General features: G+C 72.5%; 17 protein-coding genes and 1 pseudogene. 4 read left to right on the plus strand and 14 right to left on the minus strand.

The window, feature by feature from the left end; translation table 11 throughout:
• Window positions 1–83: 83 nt before the first annotated feature.
• From ACWDLG_RS05660 to ACWDLG_RS05700, 9 genes and pseudogenes are all read right to left on the minus strand, one after another.
• A complete protein-coding gene (locus ACWDLG_RS05660; protein WP_449916341.1) occupies window positions 84–716 on the minus strand; it encodes an adenosylcobinamide amidohydrolase in 633 nt (210 codons plus the stop codon).
• Window positions 713–1,429: pseudogene (locus ACWDLG_RS05665) on the minus strand (ABC transporter ATP-binding protein); the annotation flags it as partial. The gene ACWDLG_RS05660 and the pseudogene ACWDLG_RS05665, both read right to left, overlap by 4 nt.
• Before the next feature lie 44 nt (window positions 1,430–1,473).
• A complete protein-coding gene (locus tag ACWDLG_RS05670; protein ID WP_449917552.1) occupies window positions 1,474–2,433 on the minus strand; it encodes a FecCD family ABC transporter permease in 960 nt (319 codons plus the stop codon).
• 68 nt (window positions 2,434–2,501) lie between these two features.
• A complete protein-coding gene (locus ACWDLG_RS05675) occupies window positions 2,502–3,467 on the minus strand; it encodes an ABC transporter substrate-binding protein (protein WP_449916343.1) in 966 nt (321 codons plus the stop codon).
• A gap of 200 nt (window positions 3,468–3,667) precedes the next feature.
• Window positions 3,668–4,528 (minus strand): Gfo/Idh/MocA family protein, encoded by an 861-nt coding sequence (locus ACWDLG_RS05680; RefSeq protein ID WP_449916346.1) that lies wholly within the window; start codon window positions 4,526–4,528, stop codon window positions 3,668–3,670.
• A gap of 5 nt (window positions 4,529–4,533) precedes the next feature.
• Window positions 4,534–5,334 carry an SDR family NAD(P)-dependent oxidoreductase gene (locus ACWDLG_RS05685; RefSeq protein ID WP_449916348.1) on the minus strand — a complete coding sequence of 267 codons (801 nt, stop codon included), beginning with the start codon at window positions 5,332–5,334 and terminating at the stop codon, window positions 4,534–4,536.
• Window positions 5,331–6,518 carry a cytochrome P450 gene (locus ACWDLG_RS05690; RefSeq protein ID WP_449916350.1) on the minus strand — a complete coding sequence of 396 codons (1,188 nt, stop codon included), beginning with the start codon at window positions 6,516–6,518 and terminating at the stop codon, window positions 5,331–5,333. The genes ACWDLG_RS05685 and ACWDLG_RS05690 overlap by 4 nt, the downstream gene beginning before the upstream one ends.
• Window positions 6,464–7,465 carry a phosphotriesterase family protein gene (locus ACWDLG_RS05695; protein WP_449916352.1) on the minus strand — a complete coding sequence of 334 codons (1,002 nt, stop codon included), beginning with the start codon at window positions 7,463–7,465 and terminating at the stop codon, window positions 6,464–6,466. The genes ACWDLG_RS05690 and ACWDLG_RS05695 overlap by 55 nt, the downstream gene beginning before the upstream one ends.
• Window positions 7,450–8,214, minus strand: coding sequence for a phytanoyl-CoA dioxygenase family protein (locus tag ACWDLG_RS05700; protein ID WP_449916353.1), 765 nt, complete (start codon window positions 8,212–8,214; stop codon window positions 7,450–7,452). The genes ACWDLG_RS05695 and ACWDLG_RS05700 overlap by 16 nt, the downstream gene beginning before the upstream one ends.
• 89 nt (window positions 8,215–8,303) lie before the next feature.
• Between ACWDLG_RS05700 and ACWDLG_RS05705 the strand changes: the two genes are divergently transcribed.
• A complete protein-coding gene (locus ACWDLG_RS05705) occupies window positions 8,304–8,966 on the plus strand; it encodes a hypothetical protein (RefSeq protein ID WP_449916355.1) in 663 nt (220 codons plus the stop codon).
• Between the two features lie 62 nt (window positions 8,967–9,028).
• Window positions 9,029–9,940, plus strand: coding sequence for a TIGR03621 family F420-dependent LLM class oxidoreductase (locus ACWDLG_RS05710; RefSeq protein WP_354913030.1), 912 nt, complete (start codon window positions 9,029–9,031; stop codon window positions 9,938–9,940).
• Between the two features lie 52 nt (window positions 9,941–9,992).
• On the opposite strand, the gene ACWDLG_RS05715 is transcribed toward ACWDLG_RS05710, so the two are convergent.
• The gene (locus ACWDLG_RS05715) at window positions 9,993–10,937 is read right to left on the minus strand and encodes a zinc-binding dehydrogenase (RefSeq protein ID WP_449916358.1); all 945 of its coding nucleotides are present in this window, start codon (window positions 10,935–10,937) and stop codon (window positions 9,993–9,995) included.
• A 132-nt stretch (window positions 10,938–11,069) separates the two neighbouring features.
• Between ACWDLG_RS05715 and ACWDLG_RS05720 the strand changes: the two genes are divergently transcribed.
• Window positions 11,070–11,651, plus strand: coding sequence for a histidine phosphatase family protein (locus ACWDLG_RS05720; RefSeq protein ID WP_449916361.1), 582 nt, complete (start codon window positions 11,070–11,072; stop codon window positions 11,649–11,651).
• On the opposite strand, the gene ACWDLG_RS05725 is transcribed toward ACWDLG_RS05720, so the two are convergent.
• The 4 genes from ACWDLG_RS05725 to ACWDLG_RS05740 form a co-directional block, all read right to left on the minus strand.
• Window positions 11,648–12,412, minus strand: coding sequence for a hypothetical protein (locus tag ACWDLG_RS05725; protein ID WP_449916363.1), 765 nt, complete (start codon window positions 12,410–12,412; stop codon window positions 11,648–11,650). The genes ACWDLG_RS05720 and ACWDLG_RS05725 overlap by 4 nt on opposite strands.
• A 43-nt stretch (window positions 12,413–12,455) precedes the next feature.
• A complete protein-coding gene (locus ACWDLG_RS05730) occupies window positions 12,456–12,713 on the minus strand; it encodes a hypothetical protein (RefSeq protein ID WP_449916365.1) in 258 nt (85 codons plus the stop codon).
• 87 nt (window positions 12,714–12,800) lie between these two features.
• Window positions 12,801–13,037: a DUF397 domain-containing protein gene (locus ACWDLG_RS05735; protein WP_183658472.1), complete on the minus strand. Its 237-nt coding sequence runs from the start codon at window positions 13,035–13,037 to the stop codon at window positions 12,801–12,803.
• A complete protein-coding gene (locus tag ACWDLG_RS05740) occupies window positions 13,038–13,859 on the minus strand; it encodes a helix-turn-helix domain-containing protein (protein ID WP_354913195.1) in 822 nt (273 codons plus the stop codon).
• Between the two features lie 224 nt (window positions 13,860–14,083).
• Between ACWDLG_RS05740 and ACWDLG_RS05745 the strand changes: the two genes are divergently transcribed.
• The gene (locus ACWDLG_RS05745; protein ID WP_449916370.1) at window positions 14,084–14,593 is read left to right on the plus strand and encodes an ATP-binding protein; all 510 of its coding nucleotides are present in this window, start codon (window positions 14,084–14,086) and stop codon (window positions 14,591–14,593) included.
• Window positions 14,594–14,655: the final 62 nt, after the last annotated feature.

Here is a 14,655-nt window from a genome sequence, read left to right on the forward strand (position 1 = left end):
CGCGAGCGGAAGCCGTGGATGATCAGCCGCGCGTGCGGGGACGCCGCCGAGGTGAGCGAGCGGGCGAAGCGCAGGGTCAGTGATCAGCCGCGCGGACGCCACTCGGCGGCGCCCTGCCGTACGGCGGCGTGGACGGCACGGGCGAGCCTGGAGCCGTAGTCGGAGCGCGGGCCGCCGAACAGTTCCGCCGGGCCCGCCGCGGGAACGGCGACGCAGACGGCGTCGGAGGCGGTGCCCGTGCAGGGGAAGCCGGCCTCGACGAGCGCCTGAGTCTTGGCCTCGGTCGCGGTCATGACCGCGTTGACCAGGGCCGCGTCGGTCATGGCCACCGGGACGGTGATCATGAGGTTGATCGTGCCGACCCGCAGGGGCGCCAGCTCGGGATCGACGTGGTCGGGAGCGGCGGCGGCCCAGGTGGGGACGCGCAGGCCGACGGTCGCGACCGCCTCGACCCCGCCGTCCGAGCCGGTCGTGTAGCGGTCGACGGAGGCCGCGGTCATCATCCCGACGCCCTCCCCGTCCGGGCCGAGGGAGACCAGGTGGTCGACCGGGTCCATGCGCGAGTATCCGGCGACGACCTGGGCGTTCAGCACCCACGAACGCGGGCCGATGCCGCCGCCGAGCATCGCGGAGGAGATCATCCGCCAGCCGGGCCCGAACTCCCACAGCAGCGAGCCGAGCCTGGCCCCTTCCTCGGTCCGGTAGGACAGCTTCAACGGCCCCTCACCAGGTGGACGACGGGCCGCCCGTCGGGGCCCGGCTCGATCTTGACATGCGCGTCGAAGTGCCTGCCCACCAGCTCCTCGGTGAGCACCTGGACCGGCGCGCCCGAGGCCATCGCGCGCCCTTCGGCGAGCAGGAGCAGCCGGTCGGCGTACTGTCCGGCGAGGCTCAGGTCGTGCAGGGTGGTGACGACGGTCAGCCCGTCGGCCAGCCTGAGCTGGTCGACCAGTTCGAGGACCTGCTGCTGGTGACCGAGGTCGAGGGCGGTGGTGGGCTCGTCGAGCAGCAGCACCGGCGCCTCCTGGGCCAGCGCCCTGGCCAGCACGACCCGCTGCCGCTCGCCGCCCGACAGGTTCTCCACCCGCCGCCCGGCCAGCCCCGCGAGGTCGAGCCGGTCGAGCACGGCGGCGGTCACGTCCCTGTCGCGCCTGCTCTCCCGCCCGAGATAGGGGATGTACGGCGTGCGGCCCAGCAGCGCGTAGTCGAAGACGGTCATGTCGGCGGGAAGCGCGGGCGTCTGGGGGGCGAAGGCGACCGTCCTGGCCCGCTCGCGCGGCCGGCCCGGCGGCGCCCCGTCGAACAGCACCGATCCGGCGAACGGCACCAGCCCCATGATCGCGCGCAGCAGCGTGGACTTGCCCGCGCCGTTGGGCCCGATCACGGCCAGCCACTCGCCCCGCCGTACGGTCATGGAGACCTCGGCCAGCACCTGCCGCTCCCCCAGCACGACCGACAGCTCACGGGTCTCGATCACATCCCCGCCCTCCTGGTCATCCGCAGCACGCCGACGAAGAACGGCGCGCCGACGAAGGCGGTGACCACGCCGATGGGCAGCTCGGCGGGGGCGATGACGGTGCGGGCGATGAGGTCGGCCAGGACCAGGAAGGCGCCGCCCCCGATCAGCGACAGCGGCAGCACGATCCGGTAGGAGCCGCCGGCCAGGCGGCGCACCACGTGCGGGACGACGATGCCCACGAAGGCGATGAGCCCGCTGACCGCGACGGCGGCGGCGGTGGCCAGGGACGCGCCGAAGAGCACGGCCAGCCGTACCCTGGCGGCCCTGACGCCGAGGGTGGTCGCCTCGTCGTCGCCGACGGACAGCACGTCCAGCATCCGGCCGTGCAGCAGGAGCAGGGCGCTGGAGCCGACCGCGTACGGCGCGACGAGCGCGAGCTTGTCCCACCCGCCCTGCAGGTCGCCGAGGATCCAGGCGTAGACGCGTTCGAGCTCCTCGACCTTGAGCTGCTGGACGAAGGTCTGGATGGCGGTGAGGAAGGAGGTGACGGCCACGCCCGCCAGCACCAGCGTGGCGGTGCCGCCGGAGCGCCCGGCGGTGTTGCCGAGGGCGTAGGCGAGGAAGACGCCGCCGACCGCGCCGGCGAAGGCGGCCAGGGGGACGCTCGCGACGCTGCCGGGCAGGAACACGATCACCATCGTGACCGTCAGGCCCGCGCCCGAGGCCGCGCCCAGCAGGTAGGGGTCGGCCAGCGGGTTGCGGAAGACGCCCTGGTAGCCGCCGCCCGCGACGGCCAGCAGGCCGCCGACGGTGGCGGCCACCAGCACGCGCGGCAGTCTCAGCTGCCACAGCAGGCCCTGCTCGACGGGGGCGAGCCCGGAGTCGACGTGGACCCACGGCAGCCAGTCGGCGGCCTGGAGCACGACCTGCCAGGGCGAGATGTCGGCAGCGCCGCCCAGCAGTCCCGCGATCATCGAGAGCGCGAGGACCGCGAGAGCGGCCGCGACCCACAGCGGCCTGGCCCTGGCGGGCACGTGCGGCTTCACTGGCTCGTGTCGGCCTTCCGCACGGCGTCACCGATCGTGGTGGCCAGGTCCACGATGCGCGGACCCCACCGGGAGGCGATGTCGTCGTCGAGCTGGGTGACGCGGTCGTTCTTGACGGCCTTCAGGTCCTGCCACCCGGGCCGCTTGGCCAGCGTCTCCTTGCTCTGCTGGCAGCACTTCACGTCGGCCAGGAAGATCAGGTCGGGGTCGGCCTGCGCGACGAACTCCGCCGACAGCTTGGGGTAGCCGCCCGCCGCGTCGGGCGCCTTGTCGGCGACGTTGACCAGGCCGAACATGCCATAGATTTGGCCGATGAAGGTCGTGGACGTGGCGGCGTAGGGGGTGGTGTCGAGCTCGTGGTAGTAGGTGAGCTTCGAGGCCTTCGGCGCCTCGGCGGCCAGCCGGTCGAACGTGGTCTTCATCCCGGAGACGACCTCGTCGGCCTTGGCCTTGTTGCCGGTCGCCACGCCGAGGTCGACGATCTCGTCGTAGGCCTCGTCGATCTTGGTGGCGGCGGGCTCCACGAGGACGGGCACGTTCACCTTGGCGAGCTGGGCGGCCACCTTGTTGTCGGAGGCGACGACGAGGTCGGGCTTGTGCGCGATGATCGCCTCGACGTTGGGCTTGAAGCCCGACAGGTCGGTCCTGGGCGCCTCGGCGGGGTAGGTGGACATGTCGTCGACGGCGACGACCTGCGGGCCGGCGCCGATCGCGAAGAGGGTCTCGGTGGCGGTCGGCGAGATGGAGACGATGCGCTCGGGCTTCTTGGCGATGGTGACCGCGCCGTTGCCCGCCTGCACGGTGGCGGGGAAGGCGGCCTCCCGCGCGGCGGAGGCGGTGGTCTGGGCGGCCGAGGGGGCGGTGGCCGAGGGGGCGGAGGAGGGAGCGGGAGTCTGGCCGCAGCCGGCCAGGACGACCGTTCCCAGCAGCGCGCCCGCGAAGGCCGTGCGTACGGGCCTCACGAGTAGTCCTTTCACACTGTCGGAACCGAGAGACCCGCGAAGATGCGACGGATCACCCTTTTCCACGAGGGTTGATGACGTCGGCGCGGCGGCAGGCGACCTGGCTATGACAGTTGCGGGACAGCGCCGGACTCGCACCGGACTTCGCTGCAACGCTGCGCGTCGGACAAACGCTATCAATTCTCCCGATGGGCCCGAAGTCAAGGGGTGGCGAGCTGGGCCTCCGCGGCGGCGATGATCTCCTGTAGGTGCAGGCCGCGCGCGGCGTCGAGCGGGTGGCCGCCGCCCCGCCGTACGGTGGCGGCGAACTCCTCGGCCACGCGCGCGAACTCGTCGTCGTCGGAGGCGGGCAGCCGGACGCTGCCCTGCGTGCCGTACACCTCGACCCGCAGCGGCGGCAGGTCGCCCACCGCGGCCATGGTCAGCGACACCTCGCTGACGGCGCCGCCCTCGTGCTCCAGCAGCAGGCCCACCCAGCGGAGCGGGTCGCCGTGGGCGCGGACGCCGACCACCCTGCCCAGGGCGGCGTCGAGCAGGTCGATGACGTGCGGCCCGACGTCGAGGAGCGCGCCGCGCTCCAGCCGCCACGGCGTGGCGAAGTCGCCGCCGCCGCTCAGCACCCCCGAGATGGCGGCGGCCTGGCCGCCGAACGCCCCGATCCGGGCGCACCCGGCCAGGAAGTCACGCGTGCCCGGGGAGTAGCGCAGCGTGAGCAGCATCTGGGACGCGACGCCCGCCTCCCCGATCGCGTCGGCCAGCCGGCGCGCGCCGTCGAGGTCGGCCGCCAGCGGCTTCTCCAGCAGCAGCGCCTTGCCCGCCTTGGCGGCCAGCACGCCGAGCTCGGCCTGGACGGCGGGCGGCACGCAGAAGGCCACCGCCTCGACGGCGTCGAACAGGTCCTCGATCCGCTCGTGGACGGGAGCACCCAGCCGGGCCGCCGCCTCGGGACGGCGCGCCCACACGCCCGCGAGCCGCGTGTGCGGCCCCTTCGCCAGCATGGGCGCGTGCGCCATCTCCGCCCACGGGCCCGCGCCCACCAGTCCCACCGCCACAGGTTCCACGGCCGTCACTCTAGGCCCTGCCGCGCGTGGATCGCGTGCTCGGGCCGGTGCGCGGAGGTGCCCGAGTCGATGACCAGCGTCTGGCCGGTGACGCAGCGCGCCTCGTCGGAGGCGAGGAAGGCCACCAGCGCGGCCACGTCGTCCACCTCGCACGGCCAGGGCAGCAGCCGCTCTGCCGCCTTGTCGGCCAGCCGGTCGGGACCGAGCGCGAGCCTGGCGGCCTCGGTCATGACCAGCGCGGGGGCCACGGCGTTGCAGCGGACGCCACGCGCGCCGTACATGGTGGCGACGTAACGGACGAACCCGCCGATGGCCGCCTTGGAGGTGCCGTAGGCGTCGTGGTCGACGTCGCCGAGGAGTCCGGACAGGGAGGAGGTGATGACGATCGACCCGCCGCCGCCCATCGCCGGGACGGCGTGCTTGACCATCAGCATGGCGCCGCGCAGGTTGACCGCCATCGTCCGGTCCCACACGGCCACGTCGAGGTCGGCCAGGTCGCCGTCGCGGCCGTAGACGTCGCGGTCGAGGCAGGCCGCGTTGGAGTGGAGCACGTCGAGGCGGCCGAAGCAGCTCACCAGGTCCACCACGGCCGCGGCGACCTGCGCCTCGTCGGAGACGTCACAGGTGATGGCCATGGCCGAGCCGCCCCGCGCCCTGATCGCGGCCGCCGTGCGCCTGGCGGCCGCCGCGCGCAGGTCGGCGACGCCGACGCTGGCGCCCTCGGCCGCCAGCCGCGCCGCGCAGGCCGCGCCGATGCCCGAGCCCGCGCCGGTGACCAGCGCCACCCTGCCGGCGAAGCGGGTCACCACTCGACCGGCAGCGACGGCAGGCCGCGGCCGACGATCGACCGGCGGTAGGCGACGGGCGCGCCCTCGGCCAGGCGCAGCCCCGGCAGCCGGCGGCCGAGCACGTCGAGCGCGGTGCGCAGCTGCAGGCGGCCGAGGGCGGCGCCGACGCAGAAGTGGATGCCGTAGCCGAAGACCATGTGCGCGTCGGCGTTCGGCCGGTCGATCACGAACCTCTCCGGGTCGGGGAAGACGGTCTCGTCGTGGGCCGCGGAGTCGGTCGACAGCAGCACCAGCGCCCCGGCGGGGATCGTCACGCCGTGCAGGTCGATGTCCGTGGCGGCGAACCTGAACGAGCCGAGGGAGGCGCCGTCGATGCGCATGCACTCCTCGGCCGCGCCGGCCACCAGCTCGGGCGGCACCGGCCAGCGGCCCTCCCTGAGCAGCCGCAGGACGCTGTTGCCGAGCTGGTTGGGCACCGTGTCGTTGCCGCCGAGCAGGATCGTGGAGATCAGCTCGACCACCTCGCGGTGCGACAGCTCCTTGCCGATCAGCGCGGTCATGAGCGAGGTGAAGTCGTCCTGCGGGTCCTTGGCCCTCGCCGCGACCAGCCGGTCCACGTAGTCGAGATAGGTCAGGAAGCCGTCGGCGAGCTCGAGCTGCCGCTCCGGCGGCTGCGGCGACAGGAAGAGCTGGAACCACTCCTTCACCCGCCGCTGGACGAACTCCTCGTCGGCCGCGGGCACGCCGATGAAGGCGGCGGTGAGCTTGACCGAGGGCTCGTGCGCGATCTCCTGGACGAAGTCGGCCGCGCGGCGGCCCGCCATGCGGTCGAGCAGGCTCTCGTTGAGCAAGCGGAAGCGCCGCTCCAGCGCCGCGACCGCGCGGGGGGTGAAGGCGCGCGAGACCGAGCGGCGCAGGCGGGTGTGGTCGGGCGGGTCCACGTTGGCCACGAAGCTCGACAGGAACGAGCCGTGCTCGCCCAGCTTCCGCCTGGTCTCCTCGGTGAGGCTGCGCGAGATCGTCAGCGAGCCCCGCGAGGAGAACGCGCGGTGGTCGCCGTAGGCGGCGCGCACGTCGGCGTACCTGGTCAGGACGTAGGCGCCGAGGTGCTCGCTGCGGAAGACCGGCTGCTCGTGGCGCAGCCGTCTCAGGAAGTCGTACGGCGCGGCGACGTGCCAGTCCTGGGTGACGTCGAAGTCCATCCGAAGATCCTCCGCGGGTTGTCGACCAGCATCTGATGGATCTGCTCCTCGGTGACACCTCGTCCGCGCAGCGCCGGCAGGACGTCGGTGGTGATGTGGAGCAGGTGGTAGTTGGGGTGGCGGCGCCGTACGACGTCATGGTCGAACCGGTCGTTGAAGCAGTAGGAGTCGTGGGACAGGACGAGCCGGCCCGCGTGGCCGCGCTCGCACAGCCTGGCGACCACGCTCACCCGGTCGTCGAAGGAGCTGATCGTCTCGATCCCGAAGCGGTCCATCCCCAGGTAGGAGCCGTTGGCGATGAGCTCCTCCAGGTAGGCGAGGTCGGTGGAGTCGCCCGCGTGGCCGATCACCACCCTGCTCAGGTCGACGCCCGCCTCGGCCAGGACCCGCTGCTGTTCCAGGCCGCCCGGCTGGGCGCTGTGGGTGGTGATGGGCGTGCCCGTGGCCACGTGGGCCTCGGCGACCGCCCTGAACACCCGCTCGCAGTTCGGCGTCATGCCGGCGTGGTCGGTGGCGCACTTGAGCATCGCCGCCTTCACGCCCGTCCTGCCGATGCCCTCGGTGATGTCCCTGACGAAGAACTCCGCCAGCCGGTCGGGACCGCCGAACAGGCTGCCGGGACCGCGGTTGGCGAAGTAGGGCGGCAGCGCGTCGTAGGTGTAGAGCCCGGTGGCGGCGACGATCGTCAGCTCGGTCAGCTCGGCCACCCGCTGGACGGCGGGCACGTAGCGGCCGAGGCCGACCACGGTGAGGTCGACGATCGTGTCGATGCCGGCCGCCTTGAGCGCGTCGAGCTTGGCCGCCGCCTGCCGGGCCCTCGTCTCCAGGTCCCAGCCTTCGGGGATGTCGGGCCAGTTCCACAGGATCTCGGGGCTCAGCCCGAAGACGTGCTCGTGCATGAGCGTGGCGCCGAGGTCGGCCCGGAAGCCGCTCACCGTCCAAGGCACGGGAACCTCGGGTGGTCGAAGGGCTTGTTGACGGCCAGGCCGAGGCCGTCGGTCTGGCCGTACGGCATGCCGGTGTAGAGCGTGTCGGCGTCGAAGTAGGTCACGGTGAACGACAGCCGGGGCGAGCGGTGCCGGTTGGCGGGCGCGCCGTGCACGGTCAGCGCGTGGTGGACGGTCGCGTCGCCGGCCGCGAGGTCCAGCGGCGGTGACAGCTCCAGCTCCTTCAGCCACGGGTGCTGGGTGAGCTGGTCGTCGCCGGTGGTGGTGAAGCTCCTGCCGAGCAGGCCGTGGCGGTGGGAGCCGCTGTAGAAGCGCAGCGCGCCCATGTCGGCGGGCACGTCGGCCAGCGCCAGCCAGACCGTCAGCATGGCCGAGCGGTCCATCGGCATCCACGGGAAGTCCTGGTGGAACGGCGTGGCGCCGTGCCCGTCCGCGCCGCCGCCGTCCTTCACCAGCAGGTTGGTCACCTGCATCCGGACCGCGCTCACGCCGGACAGCAGCCGCACCGCGTTCGGCGCCAGGCGCCTGGTCAGCTCGGCGAACCTCTTGTCCTCCTGCGCGATGTCGCGTGACTGGCCGAAGGCCCGGTCGACGAGGGTGGCGCGGGACCTGGGGCGCTCGCCCAGCCGGGCGAGGGCGCGGTCGCGCAGGTCGGTCACGGTGTCCTGGTCGACCAGGCGGGCCAGCCGTACCCACCCGTTGGCGTGGAAGAAGGCGGTCTCGCCGGCGGTCGTCGCGCGCACGTCCATGAGCCCAGTGTCTGAGCAAGCGCTTGGTAAAACAAGATGAGTAGGGACCTACTCATGCGCGGCGCCCGCGCCGGGCGCACGCTCGGGCCATGACCAGTCTCGACACGACTCCCCGGTCGGGAGCCGACACCTTCACCCGCTACGCCATGATCGCCGCCGCCGTGATCTCGCCGCTGGCCATCGCCGCGTCCATCCTCCTCGCGCCGGGCAACGTCACCGCCGAGGGCGAGGCGTACGTGCGCCAGTTCGTCGCCGCCGCCGGCTCCTACCCGCTGCTCGCCTGGCTGTCGGCGATCAGCTCCCTGACGATCGTCCCGGCCGCGTTCGGCGTGGCCAGGGTCGCCCGCGCCGGCCGGCCGGTGCTCGGCCTGGTCGCCATGATCCTGGCGTTCGTCCTGATCGTCCCGATCGGCGGCAACTCCGACGACGTCCTGTACGCCGGCATCGTGGCGGGCCTGGACCAGGCCACGCTCACCAAGCTCTACGCCGCCTACAACGAGGGGCTGCCCACCTCGATCCTGGGCATGTCGTTCCTGTTCGGCCTGCTGGGCTTCCTGCTGCTGGGCGTCGCCGCGCTCCTCGGCAGGACCGCGCCGGTGTGGGCGGCCATCGCGCTGGTCGTGGCTCCCGTGGCGATCCCGATCTCGTGGTTCGCCGGGCTGGGCAACGTGGCGGCGGGCGTCGCGTGGCTGCTCATGACGGCGGGGATGGGCGGGGTGGCGCTCGGCCTGCTGAACCAGCGCGGAGCCTGACTTCTGGCCGAAAGATCCTTCCCGGTCTAAGGTGTGAACCAAACGCTTGGCCGGGAGGCGTCATGCGGCGGTTCAGGTTCGCGGCGGTCGTCCGTCACGCCGAGTCGGGCAAGGCATGGGCGGAGAAGGCGCGGCGGCTGGAGGCCACGGGGTTCGACGCGCTGCTGGTGCCCGACCACCTGGTCGGTCCCCGCCTGGCCCCCTTCGCGGCGATGACGGCGGCCGCCTGCGCCACCACGCGGCTCAGGGTGGGCACGCTCGTGGCCGCCAACGACTTCCGGCACCCTGCGGTGCTCGCCAAGGAGTCGGCCACCCTCGACCTGCTCTCCGACGGGCGCCTGGAGCTGGGGGTCGGCACCGGCTGGATGGCGGCCGACTACGTCGCCGCCGGGATGGAGCTCGACCCTCCCGGTGTGCGGGTCTCCCGGCTGGCCGAGGCGGTGACCGTCCTCAAGGGGCTCTGGGGTGAGGCGCCGTTCTCCTTCACCGGCAGGCACTACCGCATCGACTCCCTGGACCAGCAGCCCAAGCCGGTCCAGCGGCCGCACCCGCGGCTGCTGCTGGGCGGCGGCGGGCCGCGCATGCTCCGCCTGGCCGCCCGCGAGGCGGACGTGATCAACCTCGGCATGCGCGTCCGCGCCGACGGGACGGGGCCCGACGACGCCGACGGCGGGCCGTCCGCGTTCCTCGCGAAGATCGACGTGGTCCGGGCGGCCGCCGAGGGCCGGTACGACCAGGTGGAGCTCGGCACGAGCGTCCAGCAGGTCGGCGCCAGGCGGTCGAGGGAGTCGTGGAGCGCGGCCGACTCCGCCCCGCAGGCCGACACGCCGCAGGTGCTCCCCGGGACCAGGCAGGACGTCGTCGACAAGCTGCGCCGCTGGCGGGACGATCACGACGTCTCCTACTACGTTCTCCACCACGAGCGCGACCTCGACGCCTTCACCCCGGTGGTGGAGGAGCTGGCGGGCACCTGACCCACATCGCCCGGCCGGCCAGGAGCGGAAGCCGGCACACTCCCCCTGCCGGTCAGGGGATCAGGACCACCTTTCCCGACGTCGCCCTGCTCTCCAGCGCCGCGTGCGCGGCGGCCGCCTCGGCCAGCGGGAACGCCTGCACCTGCGGCACCAGGCGGCCCGAAGCCGCCTCCGCCAGGGCCCGCTCCTCCAGCTCGCGCAGCCCGCCGGGCCGGCTGAGGATCCGCTCGATCGCGTAGATCGACGTGATGTCCTTCGCCTTGATCTCCTCGGGCGCCGGCGCGCCCGCCTCCTCGCGCGAGGCGTTGCCGTACACGATGTGCCGCCCGCCCGCGCCCAGCAGGGAGAACGCCTCCCTGCCCCGGCTGCCGCCGACGCCGTCGAAGACCAGCGTCACCTCGCCGACCCGCGCGCTCCAGCCGGGCACGTCGTAGTCGACGGCGCGCCCCGGAACCGTCGCCACCTTCGCCGGCCCGCCCGCCGCCCCGACGACCTCGGCGCCGATGTGGCGGGCGTGCTGCACGAGCAGACGGCCGATGCCGCCGGCCGCCGAGTTGACCAGGATCACGTCGGCCGCGGTGGGGGCGCCCAGCTCGATCAGGGCCATCGTGGTGGTGCCCGTCACGATCATGGCCACCGCCTCCTCGAACCCGAGGCCATCGGGTACGGCGTGCAGCGCGCCCACCTCGGCGACGCTGAGCTCGGCGTAGCCGCCTGGCCTGCTGGCGCCGGTCACCACCCGGCGGCCGATCCACGACTCGTCGACACCCGGGCCGACGGCGTCCACCACGCCCGCGACCTCGCCGCCGAAGACGGTCGGCAGGTCGGGGACCGGCGGCCCGATGGTGACGCCGGTGCGCAGCAGGGTCTCGATGAGGTGCACGCCCGCGGCCTTCACCACGACGCGCACCTCGCCCGCGCCGGGGACGGGGTCGTCGACCGTCTCGTAGGTCAGGTTCTCCGCGGGCCCGAAGGCGTGCAGGACGACGGCGTGCATGAGGCTCTCCATCCGGTGGGTGGTCGTTCCACCGCCACGATGCAACCTCAAGCGGGGTTGAGGTCAACGTGGCGGCCCGTGGGACGCCCCCCGGCGGGCCGGACGCGGGCGGTCGGCGATGATGGTCCTGCTATGGATGACCTGATGCTCTTGAGACACGGCGAGACCGAATGGAGCAGGACGGGCCGCCACACCGGCCGTACCGACCTGCCCCTGACCCCCCACGGCGAGGAACAGGCCAGGGCGCTGACGCCGCTGGTGAAGGCGCGCGCCTTCGACCTGGTGCTGGTGAGCCCCGCCGGCAGGGCACGCCGTACGGCGGAGCTGGCCGGGCTGACCGACTACGAGGTGGACCCCGACCTGTGGGAGTGGGACTACGGCGGCTACGAGGGCATCACCACGCCGACCATCCGCGAGACCCGTGCGGGCTGGTACCTGTGGCGTGACGGCGTGATCCCCGGCGACGCCGAGCATCCCGGCGAGAGCGTGGAGCAGGTCGGCGCGAGGGCCGACAGGGTGATCGAGCGGGCCAGGGCCGCGAAGGGCTCGGTGGCGCTGGTCGCGCACGGGCACTTCCTGCGCGTGCTGACCGCCAGGTGGCTGGGCCTGCCGCCGCGTGACGGCAGGTTCTTCCGGCTGGACACGGGGACCTACTCGCGGCTCGGGTTCGAGCACGCCGAGCCGGTCGTCCTCAACTGGAACGCCCCGGTCTAGGCGCGGGCGGCAGCCGGCTCGGGCGCCAGCCGGCTGCCGGGGAAGGGCACCAGCATGGTCTCGCGCCAGGGGCCCGACAGGTAGGCGCGGGCCCGCTTCCCCCAGGTGAGCAGCCGCTCGTCGGGCACGACCTCGTCGTCGAGCCCGAGGGCCGCGTCCCTGGCCCGCTGCACGGCCAGGTGCGCGTCGAGGGTGGTGCCCCACACGGTGACGACCTCGGTGTCGCACATCAGCACCTCGTACAGCCCGACGAGCGTGTGCCCGTGGTCGCGCAGGATGGGCAGGCGTTCGGCGCGGACGGCTTCGAGGTAGTCGAGGGCGGCGCCGGGCCGTACCGTGGCGCTCTCGAACAGGAACAGCGGCGCGGGCGCGGCCGAGGCGAGCGGGGGGCTGCCGTGGACCGCGCCGAGCGGCCGGGAGAAGGCCGAGAAGCGCAGGTCGTCGATGTCCGACAGGAACAGGCGCGCGTCGACGCCCGAGTAGATCTCCATCATCTGGCGCCAGCCGCCCTCCCACCCGCCGTGGCAGTCCCACAGCGTGACGGCCTTGAACTGGTGGTGGCCGGTGATCCCGACGGCGTAGAAGGCGCCGACGAGATCGATCTCCCGCGACCGGATGGACATGCCCTCGGTCAGCTCGGGCGCCTGGCGGCCGGCGTCCTCCTGCTTGTAGCGGGTCAGCCAGGTCAGGTACTCCAGCGGCCGGCGGGAGTTCATCGGCCGGAAGTCGACTTCCTCGAGCAGGTGGATGCCTCGCCGCACGGCGGCCTCCCGAAATCGAACCAAGCGATTGCTCGGGATGATATCAGGCGATGGCCGGAACCGGCTGGGGCCCGCGCCCCGTCAGCCACTCCAGCACGCGCCGGTGCCCCGAGGTGGCGTCCTCGAAGTGACCCCAGTGCCAGTAGCGGGGCTGGTCGCGCACGCCGGTCACCCAGGTGCGGTAGGAGACCACCCCGTCGGGCACGGCGGAGCCCACGCCGTAGGTGCGGATCACGACCCTGCCGCCCGGTGCGATCAGCACGTCGTCGGCGATGGGATAGAGCGTCATCTGATCGAGCATGAAGAGATCCTGCTTGAGGGACGAAACCGGGGGATTTCCCGTCCGGCGCACCCGGGTTACGCGGGTGCGCCGGAGGTGAACACCGTGTTAAACCAGCAGACCGTCGAACTCCCCGTCCTTCACCCCGAGCACCAGCGCCCGGATCTCGTCACGGGTGTAGATCAACGCGGGGCCCTCGGGGAAGCGGGAGTTGCGGACCGCGATCCCGCCGTCGGGGAGCTCCGCGAGCTCCACGCAGTTGCCCTGCGAGTTGCTGTAGCGGCTCTTCCGCCAGGCGACCTCGGTGAGGTCGGTGGCGGGCATGCCGTTGTAGGTGTGCTCCATCTACATCTTTCTGAGAAGACCGTCGATGAGCTCCACGGTGCCGCCCGGCGTGGTGCTCTCCACGCACAGCTGCTCCATGGCGGTGAGGTACGGGTCGATGTCCTCACGCTTGTCCAGGTACAGGGCACCCCAGAGCTGTTCGACGTAGACGACGTCCGACAGGTCGGACTCGGGAAACCGCATGATGCTGAACGCGCCCCCTTCGGCGGCGTGCATGCCGTACCGGAAGGGCATCACCTGGATGGTGATGTTGGGGAAGGTCGCCACGTGCAGCAGATGCTGAAGCTGTTCGGACATGACCTCTCGGCCGCCGATGGTCCGCCTCAGGGTCGCCTCGTCGATGACGGCCCACAGCCGGGGGCCGTCTTTCCGGGTGAAGCGCTCCTGCCGCTGCATGCGCAGATGCACGCGCTGGTCGATGTCCTGAGGAGAGGCGTCGGGGTTGCCGAGCTGGTAGACCGCCCTGGCGTAGTTCGCCGTCTGCAGCAGGCCGGGCACGAACTGCACCTCGTAGGTGCGGATCAGGCTGGCGGCCTCCTCCAGTCCCACATAGGTGGTGAACCACTGGGGCAGGACGGCTGAGTACTTGTGCCACCACCCGGGGGTGTTGGCCTCGCGGACCATCTCCAGCAGGGCACGCCGCTCGGCGTCGTCGACGACGCCGTACAGCGTGAGCAGGTCTTCCACATCACGTGTCTTGAAGCCGACGCGGCCGAGCTCCATGCGGCTGATCTTGGACTCGGAGGCCCTGATGTGGAATCCGGCCACATCACGGGTGAGTCCGCGCTGCTCGCGCAGGCGACGCAGGCTGGCGCCGAGCATGATGCGCCGAACGGTTGAGCCAGAACCCGGCGGATCCATGGACACGTGCTGCTCCTTGGTCGTTTCCGTACCACACAGTCTGTCACTTCGCGCCCCAAAGATCATGGGTCGCGGCAAGATCCCCCTTTGCCACCTGATTCACCGATACAGGGCAAACGGTAGCGGTTGCCCATCCCTTCTGCACGTGCATTCGCTCTTGCACCTGCACGAGACTCTGCCTCAGAATGATCACCGTGCAGTCCACCAAACCCCTCGGCCTGTGGACCACGCTCGACTGGTGGCCCCCGGTCGGCTGGTGGCCTGAGGCGGCGCGCGACCTCGTCGTCCCTGGCACGGCGGTCGGCGCCAGCGCGACCTTCGTCCTCCCCCCGGCGGCCTCCTCCGTCCACTCCGCCCGCAGCTTCACCGCCGGCACGCTCGCCGGCTGGAAGCTGGAGGAGATGGTCGACAGCATGGAGCTGGTGGTCTCCGAGCTCGCCACCAACGCGCTGCGCCACGGCCTGACGCTCGACGAGCCGCGCCGGCACGAACCCGTGCGCATGTCGCTGGTGCGCAGGGGCGCGCTGGTCACCTGCGCCTTCACCGACCCGGCCGCGGCCGTGCCCGTGCTGCGCTACCCCGGGCCGCTCGACGTGGGCGGGCTCGGCCTGCACATCGTGGAGTCGCTGAGCATGCGCTGGGGCTGGTCGGCGCTCGCGCCGTACGGGAAGATCGTCTGGGCGGTGCTCTCCTGAGGTCGGCGCGGCCCTCCCCGCGCTCCCGGTGACCTCTCCGCGCTCCTCCCTGTGCTCTCCAT

The organism is Nonomuraea sp. NPDC003727, from assembly GCF_053586935.1.